18 protein-coding genes are annotated in these 20428 nt (G+C 71.8%); 9 read left to right on the forward strand and 9 right to left on the reverse strand.

Features of this window, described 5'->3' with window-relative positions; all coding sequences use genetic code 11:
- Position 1: 1 nt before the first annotated feature.
- Positions 2-448 carry an ATP-binding protein gene (locus tag ACSUPV_RS27510; RefSeq protein WP_051649287.1) on the reverse strand — a complete coding sequence of 149 codons (447 nt, stop codon included), beginning with the start codon at positions 446-448 and terminating at the stop codon, positions 2-4.
- 260 nt (positions 449-708) lie between these two features.
- Between ACSUPV_RS27510 and ACSUPV_RS27515 the strand changes: the two genes are divergently transcribed.
- From ACSUPV_RS27515 to ACSUPV_RS27525, 3 genes are all read left to right on the forward strand, one after another.
- Positions 709-1575 carry a helix-turn-helix domain-containing protein gene (locus ACSUPV_RS27515; RefSeq protein WP_031111652.1) on the forward strand — a complete coding sequence of 289 codons (867 nt, stop codon included), beginning with the start codon at positions 709-711 and terminating at the stop codon, positions 1573-1575.
- Positions 1572-1823, forward strand: coding sequence for a DUF397 domain-containing protein (locus ACSUPV_RS27520; RefSeq protein WP_031111653.1), 252 nt, complete (start codon positions 1572-1574; stop codon positions 1821-1823). The genes ACSUPV_RS27515 and ACSUPV_RS27520 overlap by 4 nt, the downstream gene beginning before the upstream one ends.
- A gap of 146 nt (positions 1824-1969) precedes the next feature.
- Positions 1970-2782: an SAM-dependent methyltransferase gene (locus ACSUPV_RS27525; RefSeq protein WP_359784584.1), complete on the forward strand. Its 813-nt coding sequence runs from the start codon at positions 1970-1972 to the stop codon at positions 2780-2782.
- Here ACSUPV_RS27525 and ACSUPV_RS27530 read toward each other — a convergent pair.
- The 3 genes from ACSUPV_RS27530 to ACSUPV_RS27540 are packed head-to-tail and all read right to left on the reverse strand — an operon-like array spanning position 2772 to position 5501.
- Positions 2772-4094 (reverse strand): GH1 family beta-glucosidase, encoded by a 1323-nt coding sequence (locus tag ACSUPV_RS27530; protein WP_037768178.1) that lies wholly within the window; start codon positions 4092-4094, stop codon positions 2772-2774. The genes ACSUPV_RS27525 and ACSUPV_RS27530 overlap by 11 nt on opposite strands.
- 58 nt (positions 4095-4152) lie before the next feature.
- On the reverse strand, positions 4153-4419 hold the full coding sequence (locus tag ACSUPV_RS27535; protein WP_031111660.1) for a protealysin inhibitor emfourin: 267 nt from the start codon (positions 4417-4419) through the stop codon (positions 4153-4155).
- A 20-nt stretch (positions 4420-4439) separates the two neighbouring features.
- Positions 4440-5501 (reverse strand): M4 family metallopeptidase, encoded by a 1062-nt coding sequence (locus ACSUPV_RS27540; RefSeq protein ID WP_359784580.1) that lies wholly within the window; start codon positions 5499-5501, stop codon positions 4440-4442.
- A 334-nt stretch (positions 5502-5835) separates the two neighbouring features.
- On the opposite strand from ACSUPV_RS27540, the gene leuA reads away from it, so the two are divergent.
- From leuA to ACSUPV_RS27570, 6 genes are all read left to right on the forward strand, one after another.
- A complete protein-coding gene (leuA, locus tag ACSUPV_RS27545) occupies positions 5836-7557 on the forward strand; it encodes a 2-isopropylmalate synthase (protein ID WP_031111663.1) in 1722 nt (573 codons plus the stop codon).
- 186 nt (positions 7558-7743) lie between these two features.
- Entirely contained in the window at positions 7744-8442 is a 699-nt protein-coding gene (locus ACSUPV_RS27550) for a TerB family tellurite resistance protein (RefSeq protein ID WP_031111665.1), read from the forward strand.
- A 148-nt stretch (positions 8443-8590) separates the two neighbouring features.
- The gene (locus tag ACSUPV_RS27555; protein ID WP_436948762.1) at positions 8591-10684 is read left to right on the forward strand and encodes an MMPL family transporter; all 2094 of its coding nucleotides are present in this window, start codon (positions 8591-8593) and stop codon (positions 10682-10684) included.
- A 50-nt stretch (positions 10685-10734) separates the two neighbouring features.
- A complete protein-coding gene (locus ACSUPV_RS27560) occupies positions 10735-11976 on the forward strand; it encodes a sensor histidine kinase (protein WP_051649285.1) in 1242 nt (413 codons plus the stop codon).
- The gene (locus ACSUPV_RS27565) at positions 11973-12635 is read left to right on the forward strand and encodes a response regulator transcription factor (protein ID WP_359784573.1); all 663 of its coding nucleotides are present in this window, start codon (positions 11973-11975) and stop codon (positions 12633-12635) included. Before ACSUPV_RS27560 ends, ACSUPV_RS27565 begins: the two co-directional genes overlap by 4 nt.
- A gap of 3 nt (positions 12636-12638) precedes the next feature.
- On the forward strand, positions 12639-13826 hold the full coding sequence (locus tag ACSUPV_RS27570) for a sialidase family protein (protein ID WP_031111668.1): 1188 nt from the start codon (positions 12639-12641) through the stop codon (positions 13824-13826).
- On the opposite strand, the gene ACSUPV_RS27575 is transcribed toward ACSUPV_RS27570, so the two are convergent.
- From ACSUPV_RS27575 to ACSUPV_RS27595, 5 genes are read right to left on the reverse strand one after another with little or no spacing between them, the layout of a single operon-like run.
- Positions 13823-14755, reverse strand: a complete 933-nt coding sequence (locus ACSUPV_RS27575) for a dihydrodipicolinate synthase family protein (protein ID WP_436948763.1) — start codon at positions 14753-14755, stop codon at positions 13823-13825. The two genes, ACSUPV_RS27570 and ACSUPV_RS27575, sit on opposite strands and share 4 nt — an antisense overlap.
- Positions 14752-15795, reverse strand: a complete 1044-nt coding sequence (locus ACSUPV_RS27580) for an oligopeptide/dipeptide ABC transporter ATP-binding protein (protein WP_436948764.1) — start codon at positions 15793-15795, stop codon at positions 14752-14754. Before ACSUPV_RS27580 ends, ACSUPV_RS27575 begins: the two co-directional genes overlap by 4 nt.
- Complete coding sequence (locus tag ACSUPV_RS27585; protein ID WP_436948765.1) at positions 15792-17762, reverse strand: dipeptide/oligopeptide/nickel ABC transporter permease/ATP-binding protein; 1971 nt, start codon at positions 17760-17762, stop codon at positions 15792-15794. The genes ACSUPV_RS27580 and ACSUPV_RS27585 overlap by 4 nt, the downstream gene beginning before the upstream one ends.
- Positions 17762-18724 (reverse strand): ABC transporter permease, encoded by a 963-nt coding sequence (locus tag ACSUPV_RS27590; protein WP_031111673.1) that lies wholly within the window; start codon positions 18722-18724, stop codon positions 17762-17764. Before ACSUPV_RS27590 ends, ACSUPV_RS27585 begins: the two co-directional genes overlap by 1 nt.
- Before the next feature lie 4 nt (positions 18725-18728).
- A complete protein-coding gene (locus ACSUPV_RS27595; RefSeq protein ID WP_037768158.1) occupies positions 18729-20360 on the reverse strand; it encodes an ABC transporter substrate-binding protein in 1632 nt (543 codons plus the stop codon).
- Positions 20361-20428: the final 68 nt, after the last annotated feature.

The raw sequence follows: 20428 nt of genomic DNA on the forward strand, positions 1-20428 counted from the left end.
GCTATAACGCCGTCGCCAGGCTCGCCCACACGGCGTTTCCTCCGGTCAGGGTCGAGCGGGTGACGCCCCAGCTGTCGGCTATCTCCCGGACCAGGAGCAGGCCGCGGCCGCCCTCGTCGTCCAGGTCGGGGCAGCACTCGGGGATGCCGCGGCCCGTGACGTCGCCGTCGTGGACCTCCAGCCGGAAGCGCTTCTCCGGCAGCAGCTGCACACCGCACAGGATCCGTTCGCTGAGCGTGTGCAGCACGGCGTTGGTCACCAGCTCGGAGACGAGCAGGACGGCGTTCGCGCACACCTCGTCGGGCACCTGCCACGCGGCCAGCCGCGCACGCGTGGCATGACGGGCGGCTCTGACACTGGCCCGGTGCGGCGGCAGCTCCAGCCAGTGGGTGCGGCCCGGGCGCACCGCGTCCAGGAACCGGGGGGTGGAAGTCGTGTGGGGGGACACGGCGGTTCGCCTTCCGTGGGGGATGGGCGCAATCAAGGAAGGGGCGAGCGGACAACGGACCAACCGGCAGGGGGGAGTTCGCAGTTCCGGCTCCTGGTCACAGAAGCAACTATGCGCGCAGTGCAGTTCACGCTGCAACCATCTCCCTGATAATTTCAGAAGGGCGGTATCGCCCCGCGCAGGTCCCACCGCGGTGTGCGGCGGCACGACCAACTCCTTCTCACCCCCATGCCGGTGACGACCCCTCAGGGAGGCAGTGCGTGAACGACGCGCGATCAGGCACCGGCGCCCCCACCGTCCTGCGCATGATCCTCGGCCGCCGGCTCCAGGAGGCCCGGCAGGCCGCGGGCCTGTCCCTCGACGACGCGGCCAAGGCCCTGCGCGTGACACCGCTGACCATCCGCCGCCTGGAGAAGGCCGAGGTCGGCCTGAAGATCCTGTACGTCGAGAAGCTGCTGGAGACCTACGGCGCGGGCCGGCAGGAGATCGACGAGTTCGTCGCCCTGGCCGAGCGGGCCAACGAGCCCGGCTGGTGGCACCCCTACCGGGACGTGATGCCGTCCTGGTTCACCGCCTACGTCAGCCTGGAGACCGGCGCCAGCACCCTGCGCACCTACGAGCCGCAGTACGTCACCGGCCTGCTTCAGACCCCCGGGTACGCGCGCGCCGTGCTGCGCGGCGGCTTCCCCAACGACAGCGAGGACGACCTCGACCGGCGCGTGGAGCTGCGGCTGCGCCGCCAGAGCCTGCTCACCAGACCGGACGCGCCCACGCTGTGGGTGGTGATGGAGGAGGCCGTGCTGCACCGCGTGGTGGGCGGCCCCGAGGTGATGCGGGAGCAGATCGACCGGCTGCTGGAGGTGTCCGAGCTGGAGCACGTCAGCGTCGACATCGTGCCGTTCTCCGCCGGCGCCCACGTCGGGGCGTGCGCGCCGTTCACCTACTTCCGGTTCGAGGAGCGGGAGCTGCCCGACATCGTCTACAGCGAGATCCTCTCCGCCTCCGTCTACCTGGACCAGCGCGCCGACGTCGTGGCCCATCTGGAGGCGCACAACCGGCTGTCGCTGAAGACCTCGTCCGCGGACAGCAGGGCGCTGTTGAACCGCATGCGGAAGGAGTACTCATGACCATCGCCGAGGGCGCCGTCTACAACGGAATGCCCGCGTCGGACCTCGGGGAACAGGGCTGGGAACGTCCGTGGAGCGGCCCCAACGGGGGCCAGTGCGTGGAGACCAAGCAGCTCGCCGACGGCCGCGTGGCGGTGCGCCAGTCGGCGGACCCGGCCGGTCCCGCCCTGATCTACACGCCCGAGGAGATCACCGCGTTCGTCGCGGGGGTCAAGCAGGGCCTCGCCGACCATCTGACGGCCCGCTGAACCGGATTCGCCTGAACCGGATCCGCCTGAACGGGATTCGCCTGAACCGGATCCACCGCACGCACGTGACCACCGACGGAACATCCCGGGCCGCCCCCGCCCGGCACCGCCGGCGCACCACCACCCCCCACCGAGAGGCACCCCCCATGACCCACTCGCAGGCCGCGCGGGACATCGACACCAGCAGGCCGCACTCCGCCCGCATGTACGACTACTACCTCGGCGGCAAGGACCACTTCGAGGTCGACAAGCAGGCGGCCGAGCGAGTCGCCGAGGCCTACCCCGCGATCTTCGTGTGCGCCCGCGAGAACCGGGCCTTCATGCACCGCGCCACCCGGGTCCTGGCCCGGGAGCACGGCATCCGGCAGTGGCTGGACATCGGCACCGGCATCCCCACCGAGCCCAACCTGCACCAGGTCGCCCAGTCCGTGGTCCCCGACGCCCGGGTCGTCTACGCCGACAACGACCCGCTCGTCCTCAAGTACGCCGAGCGCCTGATGCGCAGCTCGGCGGAGGGCCGCACGACGTACCTGGAGGCGGACGTCAACGACCCCGAGTCGCTGTTGAGCGCGCCCGAGCTGGCCGAGGTGCTGGACCTCGGCCGGCCGGTGGCGCTGTCCCTCAACGCCCTGATGCACTTCGTCACCGACGCCCAGGACCCGTACGGCATCGTGCGCCGCCTGCTGGACGCCCTGCCCTCGGGCAGCGCCCTGGCGCTGAGCCACTGCACGCCCGACTTCGACGCCGCCACCTGGCAGAAGGTCACCGACATCTACACCACGGCCGGGACGCCGGTGCAGTTCCGCTCCCGGGAGGACGTCGCCCGCTTCTTCGACGGCCTGGAGCTGCTCGACCCGGGCATCGCCGTCGGCCACCGCTGGCGGCCCGACGCCACCGAGGGCGACGCCCCGACGGACGCCGAGGTCAGTCTGTGGACCGGGGTCGGCATCAAGCCGTAGGGCCCTGCGCCCTCAGCAGCTCCCGGTACCAGCGGTAGGAGGCCTTCGGGGTCCGCTCCTGCGTCTCGAAGTCGACGTGGACCAGGCCGAAGCGGCGTGCGTAGCCCTCCGCCCACTCGAAGTTGTCGAGCAGGGACCACACGAAGTAGCCGCGCACGTCGACGCCCGCCGCCAGCGCCCGGTGCAGGGCCCGGACGTGCCCGTCGAGGAAGGCGATGCGCTCCTGGTCGTCGACGCCCGGGTAGGAGCAGCCGTTCTCGGTGATGACGACGGGCGGGAGCCGGTCGCCGTACCGGTCGCGGAAGGCGGTGAGGAGTTCCGTGAGGCCCTCCGGCGCGACCGGCCAGCCGAAGTCGGTGACCGGGTGGCCCTCGATCTCCCGTACCGAGAAGGGCAGTTCGGCGGGCATGGTGACCCCGCCGAACTCGATCTCCGCGCCCTGCGGGGCGCCCACCCGGGTCGGGGCGTAGTAGTTGACGCCGTACCAGTCGAGCGGCTCGGCGATCACCTTCAGGTCGGCCTCGACGTCCCCGGGCATCAGTTCGCCGATGCCGTCCGGGTACCGGCCCAGCAGCAGCGGGTCGGCGAACAGGCGGTTCAGCAGCACGTCGTAGAAGTCGGCCGCCTCCACGTCCGCCGCCTCGGTGGACGCCGCCCAGGTCGGTCCGTGCGAGTTGGCGATGCCGATGTCCGTGGCGCCCGAGGCGCGCAGGGCCCGCACGGCCAGGCCGTGGGCGAGCAGCTGGTGGTGGGCGACCGGCAGCGCGTCGAACAGCAGTTTCCGGCCCGGCGCGTGCACGCCCAGGGCGTGGCCCAGCAGTGTGTGCTCGGCCGGCTCGTTGAGGGTGATCCACTTGGTCACGCGGTCGCCGAGGCGGTCGGCGACCTGCGTGACGTACTCGGCGAAGCGCGCCGCCGTGTCCCGGTCCAGCCAGTCCAGGCCGACCGGCAGGTCCCAGTGGAACAGCGTCGGCACCGGACGGATGCCCGCCGCGCACAGGTCGTCCACCAGCCGGTCGTAGAAGTCCAGGCCCTTGCCGGAGCGCACCCTCGGCCAGGAGACCGAGAAGCGGTACGCGTTCACGCCCAGGCCGGCCAGGAGCGCCACGTCCTCGCGGTGGCGGTGGTAGTGGTCGCAGGCCACCGCCGCCGTCGAACCGTCCTTGATCCGCCCCGGCTCGGCCGTGAAGGCGTCCCACACGGACGGTTCGCGCTCGTCCGCCGCGCCCTCGATCTGGTGCGCCGAGGTCGACACGCCCCAGAGGAAACCGGCCGGGAAGCGGGGGATCGGGTTGCCTGCGTCAGTCGCCATGCGCTGGATCATCCGTACCGGGGGTAACGGAAGTCAACGGCCGGACGGGAAGCGGCCGTTACGCCCCCTCCTTCAGGACACGCGAGATCAGCCTGCGCTGCTCGTCCGTCAGCCGCGGGTCGGCCGCGTACACCGTCCTCCCGTCCACGGTGATCTGGTAGCTGAAGCCGTCCGGAACCCCGACCGGCGGCGTGCTCCGGCCGGCGGCGACGGCCCGCTCGGCCAGGGCGTGCCATTCGGGGGCATCGGGCCGGCCCGAGGTGTCCACCTCGGCGTGCCGCTCGATGCCCGCGAACCCGCCCGTGCGCCTCACCTGAATCCGCATGGCACCTGTCTAGTACGGAACTACAGCGTCCGCACCCCGACCTGCTCCCAGGCCTTCGACACCGCGTCCAGCTCCTCGCCCTCGCCGAACCGCTCCCGCGCCGCCTTGACGGTGAGCGTGGCGAAGTCCACGAACATCGCCTGCTGCTTGAGCTCGCCGCCGGTCAGCACGTCGTACCAGACCTGCCCCGCCCGCTCCCAGGCGTGGCCGCCGAGGGCCGTGGCCGCGAGGTAGAAGGCGTGGTTCGGGATGCCCGAGTTGATGTGGACGCCGCCGTTGTCGCGGCCGGTGCGGACGAAGTCGTCCATGGTCGCGGGCTGCGGGTCCTTGCCGAGGACGTCGTCGTCGTACGCCGTGCCCGGCTCCTTCATGGAGCGCAGCGCCTTGCCCGTCACCCGCGGGGCGAGCAGCCCGGCGCCGATCAGCCAGTCGGCCTCGGCGGCGGTCTGGCCCAGCGTGTACTGCTTGATCAGCGCGCCGAAGACGTCCGACAGGGACTCGTTGAGCGCGCCGGGCTGGCCGAAGTAGGTGAGGTTGGCCGTGTACTGCGTGACGCCGTGGGCGAGCTCGTGGCCGATGACGTCGATCGGGATGGTGAAGTCGAGGAAGATCTCCCCGTCCCCGTCGCCGAACACCATCTGCTCGCCGTTCCAGAAGGCGTTGTTGTAGTCCCGGTCGTAGTGCACGGTCGCGTCCAGCGGCAGGCCGTCGCCGTCGATCGAGTCGCGCCCGTACGCCTTCAGGAACAGCTCGAAGGTGGCGCCGAGGCCCGCGTAGGCGCGGTTGACGGTGGCGTCCTTGCCGGGGGCGTCGCCCTCGCCGCGGACCTTGTGGCCGGGCAGGTCGGTGCCGTGCCGGGCGTCGTGGATGGTGCGCTGCGGTTTGCCGTCGGCGACCGAGGCGACGGCCGTCGCGCCGATGACGGTGGTGAGGCGGCGCTGGGTGCGCTCGTAGGCGTCGCGCTGGAGGGTGCGGCGGGCCGGGCCGGCGAGTACCGGGTCCTCGGCCTGGGCGAGCTTGTCGAGGACATGAGGCGGAACGATGGTGCAGAAGACGGGCTCGAAGCCCCCGTGAGTCGTCATGCCCGGCACCCTTGCACTGCGTGACGAGACTGTCACCAGTCGCCACCATGATTGGTGAAATACCGGGACAACAGCCTTCACGTTGCGTGGTGAGTGCTATGGCGAAGTGGTATAGCGCACTTTTTGTCCCGTTTGGGTGGCGGGTCCCGCATACTGATACGACCCCACGCGCAGGGAAGAGGCTCGGCTAGCATGCTGCGCATCATGCGTTTCGGGCTGCTTCTCCTTAGCTGCCGCGGCGAGGGCCTGTAGTCGAGGCCGACTCCCTCCCCGCGGAGCTTGGTGCTGCGTCGTCGGCCGTCCTTCCGGACACCCCCTGAGGAGCCCCCGCATCATGGCGAACCGCCAGCAGCCCAGTTCCATGCCGATCCACAAGTACGGCCGCTACGAGCAGGTCGACATCCCGGACCGCACCTGGCCGGAGCAGCGCATCACCACCGCCCCCCGCTGGCTCTCCACCGACCTGCGTGACGGCAACCAGGCCCTGATCGACCCCATGTCGCCCGCCCGCAAGCGCGCCATGTTCGACCTGCTGGTCAAGATGGGCTACAAGGAGATCGAGGTCGGCTTCCCCGCCTCGGGCCAGACGGACTTCGACTTCGTACGGTCCATCATCGAAGAGCCGGGCGCCATCCCCGACGACGTCACCATCTCCGTGCTGACCCAGGCCCGCGAGGACCTGATCGAGCGCACGGTGGAGTCCCTGAAGGGCGCCAAGCGCGCCACGGTCCACCTGTACAACGCCACCGCGCCGGTCTTCCGCCGGGTCGTCTTCCGCGGCTCCAAGGACGACATCAAGCAGATCGCCGTCGACGGCACCCGCCTGGTCATGGAGTACGCGGAGAAGCTGCTGGGCCCCGAGACCGAGTTCGGCTACCAGTACAGCCCCGAGATCTTCACCGACACCGAGCTGGACTTCGCGCTGGAGGTCTGCGAGGCGGTCATGGACGTCTGGCAGCCCGGCCCGGGCCGCGAGATCATCCTCAACCTGCCCGCCACCGTCGAGCGCTCCACGCCCTCCACGCACGCCGACCGCTTCGAGTGGATGGGCCGCAACCTCTCCCGCCGCGAGCACGTCTGCCTGTCGGTCCACCCGCACAACGACCGCGGCACCGCCGTCGCCGCCGCCGAGCTGGCCCTGATGGCCGGCGCCGACCGCGTCGAGGGCTGTCTGTTCGGCCAGGGCGAGCGCACCGGCAACGTCGACCTGGTCACCCTGGGCATGAACCTGTTCTCCCAGGGCGTCGACCCGCAGATCGACTTCTCCGACATCGACGAGATCCGTCGCACGTGGGAGTACTGCAACCAGATGGAGGTCCACCCGCGCCACCCGTACGTGGGCGACCTGGTCTACACGTCCTTCTCCGGCTCCCACCAGGACGCCATCAAGAAGGGCTTCGACGCCATGGAGGCCGACGCGAAGGCCAAGGGCGTCACCGTCGACGACATCGAGTGGGCCGTCCCCTACCTGCCCATCGACCCCAAGGACGTCGGCCGCTCCTACGAGGCGGTCATCCGGGTCAACTCGCAGTCCGGCAAGGGCGGTATCGCCTACGTCCTGAAGAACGACCACAAGCTGGACCTGCCGCGCCGGATGCAGATCGAGTTCTCCAAGCTCATCCAGGCCAAGACCGACGCCGAGGGCGGCGAGGTCACGCCGAAGGACATCTGGGCCGTCTTCCAGGACGAGTACCTGCCGAACCCCGACAACCCCTGGGGCCGGATCCAGGTCAAGAACAACCAGTCGACCACCGACACCGACGGCGTGGACACGCTGAAGGTGGAGGCCACGGTCGACGGCCAGGACACCGTCCTCACCGGCTCCGGCAACGGCCCGATCTCGGCGTTCTTCGACGCCCTGCAGTCCATCGGCATCGACGTACGCCTGCTGGACTACCAGGAGCACACGATGAGCGAGGGCGCCTCCGCGCAGGCCGCCTCCTACATCGAATGCGCGATCGACGACAAGGTCCTGTGGGGGATCGGAATCGACGCGAACACGACGCGCGCCTCGCTGAAGGCCGTCGTCTCGGCCGTCAACCGCGCGACGCGCTGACCAGCCCTGAAGGCGATGTGAGGGCTCCGTCCGCCGATGGCCGGCGGGCGGAGCCCCGTCACATACCGGCCAATCCCTGTGAGGGTCACGGAAAGGTCTCCTCCGGGGTGCTGACTCCTCCTCACAGATGTGGCTAACATCACGCAAGCGCGGCGACGCTGCCGTGCGGCGTGACGGAGGTGCGACGTGCTGCCAGGACGGGGACCCAACGGCCGTGCCGCCAGGCTTTCGCGCATCCTGGGCACCCGTACCGCGTGGACGGCCGCCGGCGACGGGGAGTTCTTCTGCCCCGGCTGCGGCGGCGACCGCAACTACCAGCGGCTGACCGGACAACGCCGCTTCACCCTGCTCGGCCTGCCCGTGCTCCCGCGCGGCGAGACCGGCCCCGTCGTGGAGTGCGCCGCCTGCCGCCGCCACTTCGGCACCGACGTCCTCGACCACCCGACCACCACCCGCTTCTCCGCGATGCTCCGCGACGCCGTGCACACCGTCGCCCTCGCGGTGCTCGCCGCGGGCGGCGCCGGATCCCGCACGGCACTGGAGTCCGCCGTGCTCGCCGTGCGCGCGGCCGGCTTCGACGACTGCACCGAGGAGCAGCTCGCCGCCCTCGTCGAGGCGCTGGAGGCGGACACCGGCCGCATCACCGGCGAACCCTGCGGCGCCGGGCTGGCCATAGAGCTCCACGAGGCGCTGGACCCGCTCGCCCCGCACCTCGCCACCGTCGGCCGCGAATCGATCCTGCTCCAGGGCGCGCGCATCGCCCTCGCGGACGGGCCGTACACGCCGGCCGAGCGGGACGTCCTCGCGACCGTGGGGGCGGCGCTCACGATCTGCTCCGACGACGTGACACGCGTGCTCGCGGCGGCGGCCCGGACACCGTCCTAGCACCGGCGGTACTCCCCGGGGAGTAATCCGCCCGCCGCACCGCCCCGCGCAGTACCCCCCGGCTCGGTCTCACGCCCGACGTGCCGGATCCCGTGCGCCGGGAGTCTGGAGTCCGTTCCAGACAACCGGACCGGAGGGAGCTCGGCAGATGGGGGACACAAGGACATCCGCACGGCGACGGCGGGCCGTGCCCTGGGCGGTGGTCGGGCTGTGGCTCGCCGCGCTCGTGCTGCTCGGGCCGCTCGCCGGGAAGTTCGCCGACATCCAGCAGAACCGCGCGGTCGACTACCTGCCCGACAGCGCCGACTCCACCCAGGTGGCGCGGATCCAGGACGAGTTGCCGGGAGGCGAGTCGACCGACCTGGTGCTCGTCTACCACCGGGACGGCGGACTCACCGACGCCGACCGGCGCACGGCCGCCGAGCAGGTCGCCGAGGTGAGCGGCGGCCATGAACTGACGAGTGAGCCGCGGGGCGTTCCGTCCGCGGACGGCTCCACCGTGATGTACCCGGTGTCCAGCACCCAGCCGGGCCAGGACGAGGAGGCCCGGGACGCCTTCGCCGACGGGGTGCGGGACATCGCCGAGGGCGGCGGCGGGCTGAGCGTCGAGGTCGGCGGGCCGGGGGCGCTCAACACCGACATGAACAAGGTGTTCGGGACGCTCGATGCGACGCTGCTGCTCGCCACCCTCGGCGTCGTCACCGTGCTGCTCGTCCTCATCTACCGCAGCCCCTTCCTGTGGCTGGTCCCGCTCGCCGTCGCGGGCGTCGCCGCCGCCATGGCGATGGCCGCCGGGTACGGACTGCACGAACTGTTCGACGTCACCGTCACCGGGCAGAGCGGCGGCGTGATGACCGTGCTGGTGCTCGGCGCCGGCACCGACTACGCGCTGCTGCTCATCGCCCGCTACCGCGAGGAACTGCGCCGCCACGAGCGGCCGTACGACGCCATGCGCACCGCCCTGCGCGGCTGCGGGCCGGCCATCCTGGCCTCCTCCGGGACCGTCGCGGCCGGGCTGCTGTGCCTGCTCGCCGCCGACCTCAACAGCAGCAGCGGCATGGGCCCGGTCGGCATGGTCGGGGTGCTCGCCGCGCTGGTCGCCATGACGACCCTGCTGCCCGCGGTGCTGGTACTGCTCGGGCGGCGCGTCTTCTGGCCGCTGATCCCGGCGTTCGGCAGCGAGCCCAAGGCCCGGCGGTCGCTGTTCGCCGCGATGGGCACCTCGGCGACGCGCCGGCCCGCGACCGTCCTCGTCGGCGGGGCCGCGCTGCTCGGCGCCCTCGCACTCGGCACGCTCAACCTGACGGGCAGCCTCAAGCAGGAGGACTCCTTCACGGACCGGCCCGAGTCGATCACCGCGATGCAGACGCTGGCCCGGGAGTACCCCGAGCGCAGCAGCCGGCCCGTGACGGTCATGGCGCCCCACGCCCGCGCGGACGAGGTTCTGGACCGGGCGCGGGCGACCGACGGTGTCGCCGAGGCGGTGCCCGGGCGCAGCGGGGCCGGCTGGACCGAGATCGCCGTCTTCGCCACCGCGCCGCCGGAGACACCGGCCGAGACCCGCACCATCGAGGCGCTGCGGGCCGGGCTCGATCCCCAGGGCGCGTATGTCGGCGGACCCAGCGCCCAGCAGATCGATCTCGCCGCGAGCGAGTCTCGCGACCGGAAGGTGATCGTGCCGTTGGTACTCGCCGCGGTGTTCGTCATCCTGGTCGGACTGTTGCGCAGTCTGGTCGCGCCGTTGCTGCTGCTGGCGGCGGTGGTCGCGGTGTGGGGCGCGGCCCTGGGCATCGGGGGGCTGGTCTTCGAGCCGGTGTTCGGCTTCGCGGGGACGGATCCCGGGCTCGGGTTGCTGTCGTTCGTGTTCCTGGTCGCCCTCGGCGTCGACTACGGCATCTTCCTGATGCACCGGATGCGGGAGGAGTCCGTGAAGGGGGCCGAGCCGGAGGCGGCCGCGCTCACCGCGCTGCGGACGACGGGTGGGGTCATCGCCTCCGCGGGGGTCGTGCTCGCCGCGACGTTCGCGGTGCTCACGACCCTGCCGATGGTCGGGCTGGTCGAGCTCGGGTTCGTCATCGCGGTGGGGGTGCTGCTGGACACGTTCCTGGTGCGGACGTACCTGGTGACCACGGCGAGTGTGCTGCTGAAGCGGCGGATGTGGTGGCCGGGGAGGCTGTCCCGGGCGCCGGAGCGGGCGGCCCCGCCGCAGGAGCGCGAACCCGTGGCCGCGGATGCCCCCTGACCGACCGAAGGCGTCCCTCCCCTCCCGGAGGGACGCCTTCCTCGCCGAGGATGACCCCTGTGCAGGCACCCACCACCACGACGGCGGCATGGTCGCGTCCCGCGGAGCGGATCATGGCCGCGATCAACCGCGATCCGCTGACCGCCCCGCACGCCCTCCGCAACGACGCGGTCCTCGCCTTCCTCGTCGCCGGCTTCTCCGCCGTCCTCGCGCTCATGGTCGACGACGGCCGCAGGCCCGACGCGCTCGGCTGGGCCCTGCTGCTCGTCTCCCACGTGCCGCTGGTGTGGCGCCGCCGCCGTCCGGTGCTCGTCCTGGTCGCCGTGATCACCTGCGTGTTCCCCTACCACTTCCTCGACTACCCGCACACCGCGGCCACCCAGGCCGCCTACGTCGCCCTGTACACCGTCGCCGTCACCGGCCGGCCGCTGCGCACCGTCCTGGTCGGCATCGGCGTCATCACCATGGCGGTGGGCGTGCTGCTCACCATCAGCGCGCAGGAGGCGCTGGGACTGCTGAAGGCGTCCGGCTGGGTCGTCGCCGTGCTGTTCTGCGGCGTCGACGTGCGCTTCTACCGGCAGTACGTCGCCTCGATCGTGGAGCGCGCCGAACGGGCCGAGCGCACCCGGGAGGAGGAGGCCCGGCGACGGGTCGCCGAGGAGCGGCTGCGGATCGCCCGGGACCTGCACGACCTCCTCGCGCACAGCATCACCCTCATCGGCGTGCAGACCTCCGTCGCCGCCCACGTGCTGTCCGCCGACCCCGAGCGGCTGGACCGGGAGACCGTCGCGAAGGCCCTCGACGACATCGCGGAGACCTGTCGCAGCGCCCGCGGCGAACTCCGTACGACGCTGGAGGTGCTGCGCGAGCACGGCTCCCCGGACGCCCGCGGCCCGCTGCCCGGCCTCGACGGCCTGCCCGACCTCGTGGAGGCCGCGCGGCTCGCCGGTGCCCGGGTCGAGCAGACCGTACGGATACGGCAGGCACCGCCCGCCGTCGGCGCCGCCGCCTACCGCATCGTGCAGGAGGCGCTGACGAACGCCGTACGGCACGCCGGGCCCGAACCGGCCGTCCGCGTCGAACTGGACGAGCGGCAGGGCGCCCTGCACCTGAGGGTCAGCGACGACGGCACGGGACCGGCCCCGGGCGGCACCCCGGGCTTCGGGCTCGTCGGAATGCGCGAGCGGGCCCGCAGCGTGGGTGGCACACTCGACGCCGGACCGCGTACCGGGGGCGGGTTCGAGGTGACGGCGGTCCTGCCGCTGACCACGACGGGGGAGAGGGCCGGATGACCATACGGGTGCTGCTCGCGGACGACCAGACCCTGGTCCGGGAGGCGTTCGCGATGCTGGTGGAGTCGGCCCGGGACATGGCGGTCGTCGGCCAGGCCGCCACCGGCCGGCAGGCCGTCGAACTGGCCCGCCGCGCACGCGCCGACCTGGTGGTGATGGACATCCGCATGCCCGACCTCGACGGCATCGAGGCGACCCGGCTCATCGCGGCCGACGAGGACCTCGCGGGCGTGCGGGTCCTGGTCCTCACCACGTACGACACCGACGAGAACATCGTGGAGGCCCTGCGCGCCGGTGCCTCCGGGTTCCTGGTCAAGGACACCAGGCCGGCCGAACTCCTCGACGCCATCCGCACGGTCGCGGCCGGTGAGTCCCTGCTGTCGCCCGGGCCCACGGCACGGCTGATCGAGCGGTTCCTGCGCGGCCCCGTGGCCCCGGCGAGCGGCGGACCGGAGTGCCTGTCCGACCGCGAGCGGGAGGTGCTCGGGCTGGTCGCGCGCGGCCTCAACAACACGGAGATAGCGGATGCGTTGGGCCTGAGCCCGCTGACGGCGAAGACCCACGTCAGCCGGATCATGGGCAAGCTGTCGGCGCGGGACCGGGCGCAGTTGGTCATCGTCGCGTACGAGTCGGGGATGGTGACGCCGGGGAGCATCTGAGGGATGAGACTCCTCAGCCGCACCCTCCTGGTCACCTCGGTCCTCCTCACCCCCCTCACCGCGGGCGCCGCCACCGTCTCGGCCACCCCCGGCTGCACGTCCTCCGTCCCGTACGTCTCGGGCGAGGGCGGCTACGACACCTACCGCATCCCGGCGACGGTCACCACGCCCCGGGGCACGGTCCTCGCCTTCGCCGAGGGCAGACGCGGCGGCGCCGGCGACACCGGCGACATCGACGTCGTCCTCAGACGCTCCCCGGACGGCGGCTGCACCTGGGGCCCGCTCACGGTCGTCGCCGCCGGGGACGGGGACACCCGGGGCAACCCGGCACCCGTCGTCGACCCGCGCACCGGCGCGGTCGTGCTCCTCACCTCCTACAACAGCGGGAAGGTGACGGAGGCGCAGATCATGCGCGGCGAGGTCACGCCCGAACAGAGCCGCCGCGTGTTCGTGCAGCGCAGCCGGGACGACGGCCGCCACTTCACCCCGCCCCGCGAGATCACCGCGCAGGTGAAACACCCGTCGTGGCGCTGGTACGCGACCGGCCCCGGCCACGCCATCGCCCTCACCCGGGGCCCGTACGCGGGCCGCCTGGTCGTCCCCGCCAACCACTCGGCGTCCCCGCCGCCCGGCTCCCCCGACACCGGCCAGGAACCCCGCCACTACGGCGCCCACGCCCTCCTCAGCGACGACGGCGGCCGGACCTGGCGGCCCGGTTTCGTCGACGACTCCTACGACGGCGTGGACAACGCCAACGAGTCCACCGCCGCCCAACTCGCCGACGGGCGTGTCTACTTCAACGCCCGGGACCAGCACGGCACGAGCACCGGCAACCGCCTCGACAGCCACTCGGGCGACGGCGGGGAGTCCCTGGACCGCCCGTACACCGTCCAGCCCACCCTGGACGACGTCCCCGTCGTCCAGGGCAGCGTCCTGCAACTGCCCGGGCGCCGGGCCCCGTTGCTGTTCTCCGGCCCGTCCGTGCCCACCGCCCGCCGGGCGATGGCCGTCTGGCGCAGCACGGACGGCGGCGCCACCTTCACCAAGGCGCTGACGCTCTCCGAGCAGCCCGCCGCCTACTCCGACCTGGTGCCGCTGGGCCGGAAGACGGTGGGGATCCTCTACGAGACGGGCGTCCGGGGGACGTACGAGACGATCGAGTTCCGCCGCCTCCCGGCGGACGCGTTCTAGAGCAGCCCGGCCGCGGCCAGGTGCTTCCCGACCCGCTTCACCTCGTCCGGCGACAGCGGCACCTGCGGCTCGGCCGTGACCGGGCAGTCGATCACGCCCCGCAGGTGCAGCGCGGCCTTGAAGGCGCCGATCGCCGAGGAGTTCGGGCCCATGCGGGCCGGGTCGCCGACGGTCACCATGCCGAACAGGGCGCACAGGCGTTCCTGTTCGGCACGGGCCCCCTCCCAGTCCCCGTCACGGCACAGACGGTCCAGGCGGACGTAGCCGTGCGGGTCGACGTTGCCGAGGCCGGGCACCGTGCCGTCCGCGCCGATCGCCAGGGCCGCGTCGACGATCAGCTCGGAGCCGGTCAGCACACTGAAGGCGGTGATGCCCTGGTGGTCCCGGGCGCCGGTGACGACCCGGCGGAAGGCGGCCAGGTCGCCGCTGGAGTCCTTGAGCCCGGCCAGGACCCCGTCGGCGGCCAGCTCCAGGATCACGTCGGCGGGCAGCTTGGTGTGGACGGCGACGGGGAGGTCGTAGGCGATGACCGGGACGGGGCTCGCGGCGGCGACCGCGCGGTAGTGGCGGGCGATCTCCGCCGGGTGGGTCCGGGTGTAGAAGGGGGCGGTGACGACGACCGCGTCCGCGCCCGCCGAGGTCACCGCCGCCACGTGGTCCAGGACCCGGGGCGTGGTCATGTCGATCGCCCCGGCCAGCACCGGCAGCCGCCCGGCCAGGTGCCCCGTGACCGACTCGACCACCCGCCTGCGCTGCGCGTCCGTCAGATAGGCCGCTTCCGAGGTCGAGCCGAGGACGAACAGTCCGTGCACCCCGCCGGCCACCAGATGGTCGACCAGCCTCAGCAGCGAGGGGACGTCCACCTCGCGGTCCGGTGTCAGGGGCGTGCAGACGGGCGGGATGACACCGGTCAGCGGGGTGAAAGTCATGGAGCCTCCATCGCGTCGCGTCGGTGGACGAGGTCGCGGGTCGACTCGTCCTCCCGGACAGGATGGTGGCAGCGGAAGCGGTGTGCGGGCGCCGACGCGGCGGAGAAGCCCGGCATCTCCTCCGCGCAGGTCCCGTCCGCCTTCCAGCAGCGGGTGCGGAAGGGGCAGCCGCTCGGCGGGCGTGTCGCCGACGGGACCGGACCGGTCAGCGGGATCGGGTCGATCGGGTCGAGCAGTCCGGGCGTGGCGGAGAACAGGGCGCGGGTGTACGGGTGCCGGGCCCGGTCGGTGACCAGGGTGGCCGGGGACTCCTCCACGATCCGGCCCAGGTACATCGTGATCACCCGGTCGCTCATCCGCCGTACCGTCTGGATGTCGTGCGAGACGAACACCAGGGCCAGACCGAGGCGTTCCTTCAGGTCCAGCAGGAGGTTGAGGATCTGGGCCCGCACCGACACGTCCAGGGCGCTGGTCGGCTCGTCGGCCACCACCAGGTCCGGGTCCAGCGCCAGGGCCCGGGCGATCGCGACACGCTGCCGCTGCCCGCCGGACAGTTGACCCGGCAGGGCGTCGGCGAGGGCCCGGGGGAGGCCGACCAGGGACATCAACTCCCTGACTCGCTCCTCACGTTGCGCGCGAGTGCCCCGGTCGTGCACGTCCAGGGGATCCCGCAGGATCTGCCGGACGGTCAGGCGGCGGTTCAGAGCCGTCGACGGGTCCTGGAAGATCATGCCGGTGCTGCCGCCGACGGCCTTCCGGCGCTCGCCGGCCGGCATCGCCCACAGGTCCCGGCCCCGGAAGGACACCGTCCCCCGGGTCGGCCGCTCCACCCCCACCAGCACCTTGGCCAGCGTCGACTTCCCGCAGCCCGACTCGCCGACCACGCCGATGGTCTCGCCGGGCGCGATGGTCAGGTCGGCGCCGGTCAGGGCGTACACCCGGTCCCGGGTGAACAGGCCGCCACTGCGGGCCTTGTGGACGACGTGGGCGTCGGACAGCTCCACCAGGGCGGGAGCGGACGTCTCGACCGGGTCGCTCATGACACCGCCTCGGTCTCGGTGGCCGACAGCTCTATGGCGGGGTGGTGACAGGCCGCCGTGTGCGCCGGCGTACCGGCCGGCACCGGGGCCGTCGTCCGGCACACCCCGCTCGCCCGGGGACACCGGTCGGCGAACCGGCAGCCCGCCGGGAAGTCGGCCGGGGACGGCACGACGCCCCTGATCTGCGTCATGCGCTCCTGCCCCGACTCCAGCGACAGCACACTGCCGAGCAGACCGCGCGTGTAGTGGTGGGCCGGGGCTTCCACGAGGTCGGCGGTCACGCCCGTCTCCACGATCTGCCCGCCGTACATCACCACCACCCGGTCGGTGACGTCCGCGACCAGCGCCAGGTCGTGCGAGACGAGGATCAGTGCGAAGCCCAGCTCCTCGCGCAGTCGCAACAGCAGCTCTATGACCTGCGCCTGCACGGTGACGTCGAGGGCGGTCGTCGGCTCGTCGGCGACGATCAGCTTCGGGTCGCGGGACAGGGCCATGGCGATCAGGACGCGCTGGCGCTGCCCGCCGGACAGTTCGTGCGGATAGCTGCGCAGGGTCCGCTCCGGATCGAGACCGACCAGGGTGAGCAACTCGGCGGGACTGCGCCGCCCGCCCCGCCGTACGACCTGCTTGAGCTGCGCGCGGATCGTCATCGCCGGGTTCAGCGACGACAGGGCGTCCTGGTAGATCATCGCCATCTCGTGGCCGAGGAGCCTGCGGCGTACGCGCATCGGCTCGGCGAGCAGGTCCCGCTGGTGGAAGCGGACCTGGCCGCGGACGCGCGCCCCCTTCGGCTGGAGCCCCATGATCGCCAGCGCGGTGAGGGACTTGCCGCAGCCGGACTCGCCGACCAGGCCGAGCACCTCACCGGGGTACACCTCGAAGCTGATGCCGTCCACGATGTCCACGCCGCCGTGCCGCTGGTCGAAGCCGATGGCGAGGTTCTCCACCGCCAGCACCGGCTGCCCGTCCCGGGGCACGTGCCGGGCCCGGGACCGCAGCCGCCGGGCCACCTCCGTCAGGCCGGGCAGCCGCACGACCTCCCCGCCGCCGGGCTCCGGCTCCTGAAGCCGGTCGCCCTCGGGCGCGTCCACCTCGCGGGCCGAGGGGGCCGCCCACGCGTCGGACACGCCCTCGGACAGGATGTTCAGCGACAGCACGGTGACCAGCATCAGCAGCCCGGGGAACACCGTCGCCCACCAGCCGCCGGTCAGCACCATGTTCTTGCCGTCCGCGATGACACTGCCCCAGGACGGGTCGGGCGGCCGTACGCCCGCCCCGATGAAGGAGAGCGACGCCTCGAAGACGATCGCCTCGGCGACCTGGACCGTGCAGAACACCAGCACGGGCGCGGCGCAGTTGATCGCGACGTGCTTCAGCACGATGTGCGGGGTCCGGGCACCGATCACCCGTTCCGCCGTCACGTAGTCCTCGCCGTACTGGTCGAGGACGTTCGCCCGGACGACCCGCGCCACCGGTGGCGTGAACAGGAACGCGATCGCGCAGATCAGCACCGTGATCCCACCGCCGAACACCGCCACCAGCACCGCGGCCAGCGCGATGCCCGGGAACGCCATCACCACGTCCAGGCAGCGCATCAGCGTCTCGTCGACCGCCTTGCGGGAGGTCGCGGCGATCGCCCCGAGCAGTGCGCCGGCCACCAGGGCCAGCCCGGTCGCGCCGAGCCCGATCGCGAGCGACCAGCGCGCCCCGTACATCAGCCGGCTGAGGATGTCCCGGCCGAGGCTGTCCTGGCCCATCCAGTGACCGGCGGACGGGTGCCCGGTGCCGTCGACCGGCGGCTGCTGGTCGAGCGGGTCGTGCGGGGCGAGGAGCGGCGCGAGCAGCGCCATCAGGACGACGACCGCCAGGAAACAGACGGCGACCTTCGACAGCGGCGGCAGCCTGCGCCAGCCGCGCAGCCGCACACCGGGCCGGGACAGTGCCTCCGAAAGGCTCTTGCGGGTCATCACGTGGTCGCATCCCTCAGTCGCGGGTTGACCAGCAGGTACAGGATGTCGATGACGAGGTTCACGACGACGAACCCGGCCGCCGTGGTCAGCACGACGCCCTGGACGACGGCCGGATCCCCGTTCTTCACGGCGTCGATCATCAACTTGCCCATGCCGGGCAGCGAGAAGATCGTCTCGATGACGACCGCGCCGCCCAGCAGGTAGCCGACGCGCAGACCGAGCACGGTGAGCGGGTTGATCAGCGCGTTCCGCAGCACGTTGCGTCCCACGACCACCCGGGGCGGCAGCCCGCTCCCGATCGCCGTCCGCACGTAGTCCTTGTCCAGCTCCTCCACCACGGCCGTCCGCACGATCCGGGTCAGCTGCGCCGCCACCGGCAGCGACAGCGCGAACGCCGGCAGGGTCATGGTCTTCAGCCAGCCGGTGAAGGAGTCGGCCGGGTTGATGTAGCCGCCGGTCGGGAACCAGCCCAGGTCGACGGCCAGGTACTGGATCATCAGCAGCGCCAGCCAGAAGCCCGGGGCCGCGACGCCGGTGAGCGACACGACCCGGATGATCTGGTCGGGCAGCCGGTCCCGGTAGATCGCCGCCGTCACCCCGCCCAGCAGGGACAGCACGACCGCGATGCCGAGTCCCAGGAAGGTCAGCTGGAGGGTGAGCGGCAGCGCGGTGGTGACCTGGTCGATCACCGGTGCCCGGGTCAGCGCGCTGGTGCCCAGGTCGCCGTGGAGCAGGTCGGCGACGAAGGCGGCGTAGCGCACCGGCAGCGGGTCGAGCAGGCCGTGTTCCTCGCGGAAGTCGTGGAGTTGCTGCGGGGTCGGGTTGGCGCCCTGGAAGAACGCGGACGCCGGGTCGACGTCCGAGAACCGCATCACCAGGAACACGAACAGCACGATGCCGAGCATCAGCGGCACGAGCAGGGCGACACGGCGGAGCAGGATCCGCAGGACGGCCGTCATGCCGCTAGGCCCACTTGGCCTGGAGGAGGTTGATGCCCGGGTACGGCTGTGCCCTTATGCCGCTGAGCCGTTTCGGGTCCCAGGCCGTCATCAGCTCGTTGTGGACGACCGGGTAGAGCACGGCCTGCTCGGCGACGACGTCGATGTAGTCCTGGACCATCGCCTTCTTCTTCTCCGGGTCCGGTTCCCGGGTCGCCCGGTCCATGTCCCTGAAGAGCTGCTTGGCGACCGGGTCGGAGGCCCACCGCGTGTACTGCATCCACAGGTTCTCGGGCCCGTAGTTGTAGTGCATGATCAGGTCGGCGTCGAGGCCGAACTGGTTGGGGTTCGAGGCGGCGGCCACGACCTGGTAGTCCTGCTTCTGGTCCATCTTCGTGAAGACCGCCGTGGTCTCCTGCGGGGACAGGGTCGTCTTCACGCCGATCGCGTCCCAGGAGGACTTGATGGTGGGCAGACAGTCGACGATCCAGCTCACGTTCACCGCGAGGATGTCGATGCTCAGCCCCTTGACCCCGGCCTCCTTCAGCAGCGCCTGCGCCTTGTCGGGGTCGTAGTCGTAGACGGTCTTGGCGCGGCGGTAGGACGGGTTGCTCTCGTCGAGGAAGGAACTCGACGGCTTGCCGTGGCCCTTGAGGGCGACCTCCACCATCTTCTCGGTGTCGATGGCGTAGTGCAGGGCCTGGCGCACGCGCACGTCGTCGAAGGGCTTGTGCTGCGTGTTGAACATCAGGAACAGGTTGTTCATCCCGGCCCCGCCGGCGACCGTCAGCCCGCTGCTCTCCAGCTGCCCGATGTTGGCGTACGGGATGTTGTCCGCGATCTGCGCGCCCGCGCTCGACCCGGAGATCTTCGCGACGCGGGGCGCCGCGTCCACGATGGTCAGCCAGTTCATCTTCGCGAAGGCGGGCTTGCGCGGGCCGTTGTAGTCGGCGAACGCCTCGAAGGTGGTGTTGGACTTCGGGTGGTGCGCGGTCTGCCGGTACGGGCCCGAGCCGATCGCCTTGCCCTTGATGGCGTCGTCCCAGGCGCCCGGCCGCGAGAACACGTGCTTCGGCATGATCTTGGCGAGCGTCAGCCGGGAAAGCCCGTCTGGGAACGGGAACTTGAGCACCAGCTCGACGTTCCGCGCGTCGATCTTCCGGACCTCCTTCAGCCAGCTCGCGAAGAAGCCCTTGGCGAGGGTCTGGGTGTCCGGGTCGAGGATCCGGTCGAAGACGAAGACCACGTCGTCGGCGGTCACGGGCTTGCCGTCGTGGAACGTGGCACCGTCCCGGAGCGTGAACTTCCAGGACGTGGCGTCCGGGTCCTTCGGCACCTCGGTCGCCAGGGCCGCGTACGGCTCCCGGGAGATCGGGTCCGTGTCCAGCAGGCCCTCGTAGATGTGGTTGTTGGCGGCCATGCAGAACGCGGACGCCGTCTGGGTGGGGTCCCAGCTGCCGTCGTTGCCGTAGCCGATCACCGCCGTGAGCGTCCGGTTCGCCCCGCTGCCGCCCTCCCCGGTGTCGTTCGTGGACTCGGGCCCGGACGAACAGGCCGACAGCGACGCGGAGACGGCGGCGGCCGCGCCCAGCGCGCCGGTGTACTTCAGGAACGACCGGCGGTGCAGCGCCGGCACGTCGTGGGTCACGTCGCGCACGGGTCCTCCAGCGGAGAGGTCTGGAAAGCGGAGAGGCCTGGAAAGGGGAAGAGCTGAGGAGATACGAC

The organism is Streptomyces sp. SudanB52_2052 (genome assembly GCF_964272415.1).
Taxonomy (GTDB): domain Bacteria; phylum Actinomycetota; class Actinomycetes; order Streptomycetales; family Streptomycetaceae; genus Streptomyces; species Streptomyces olindensis.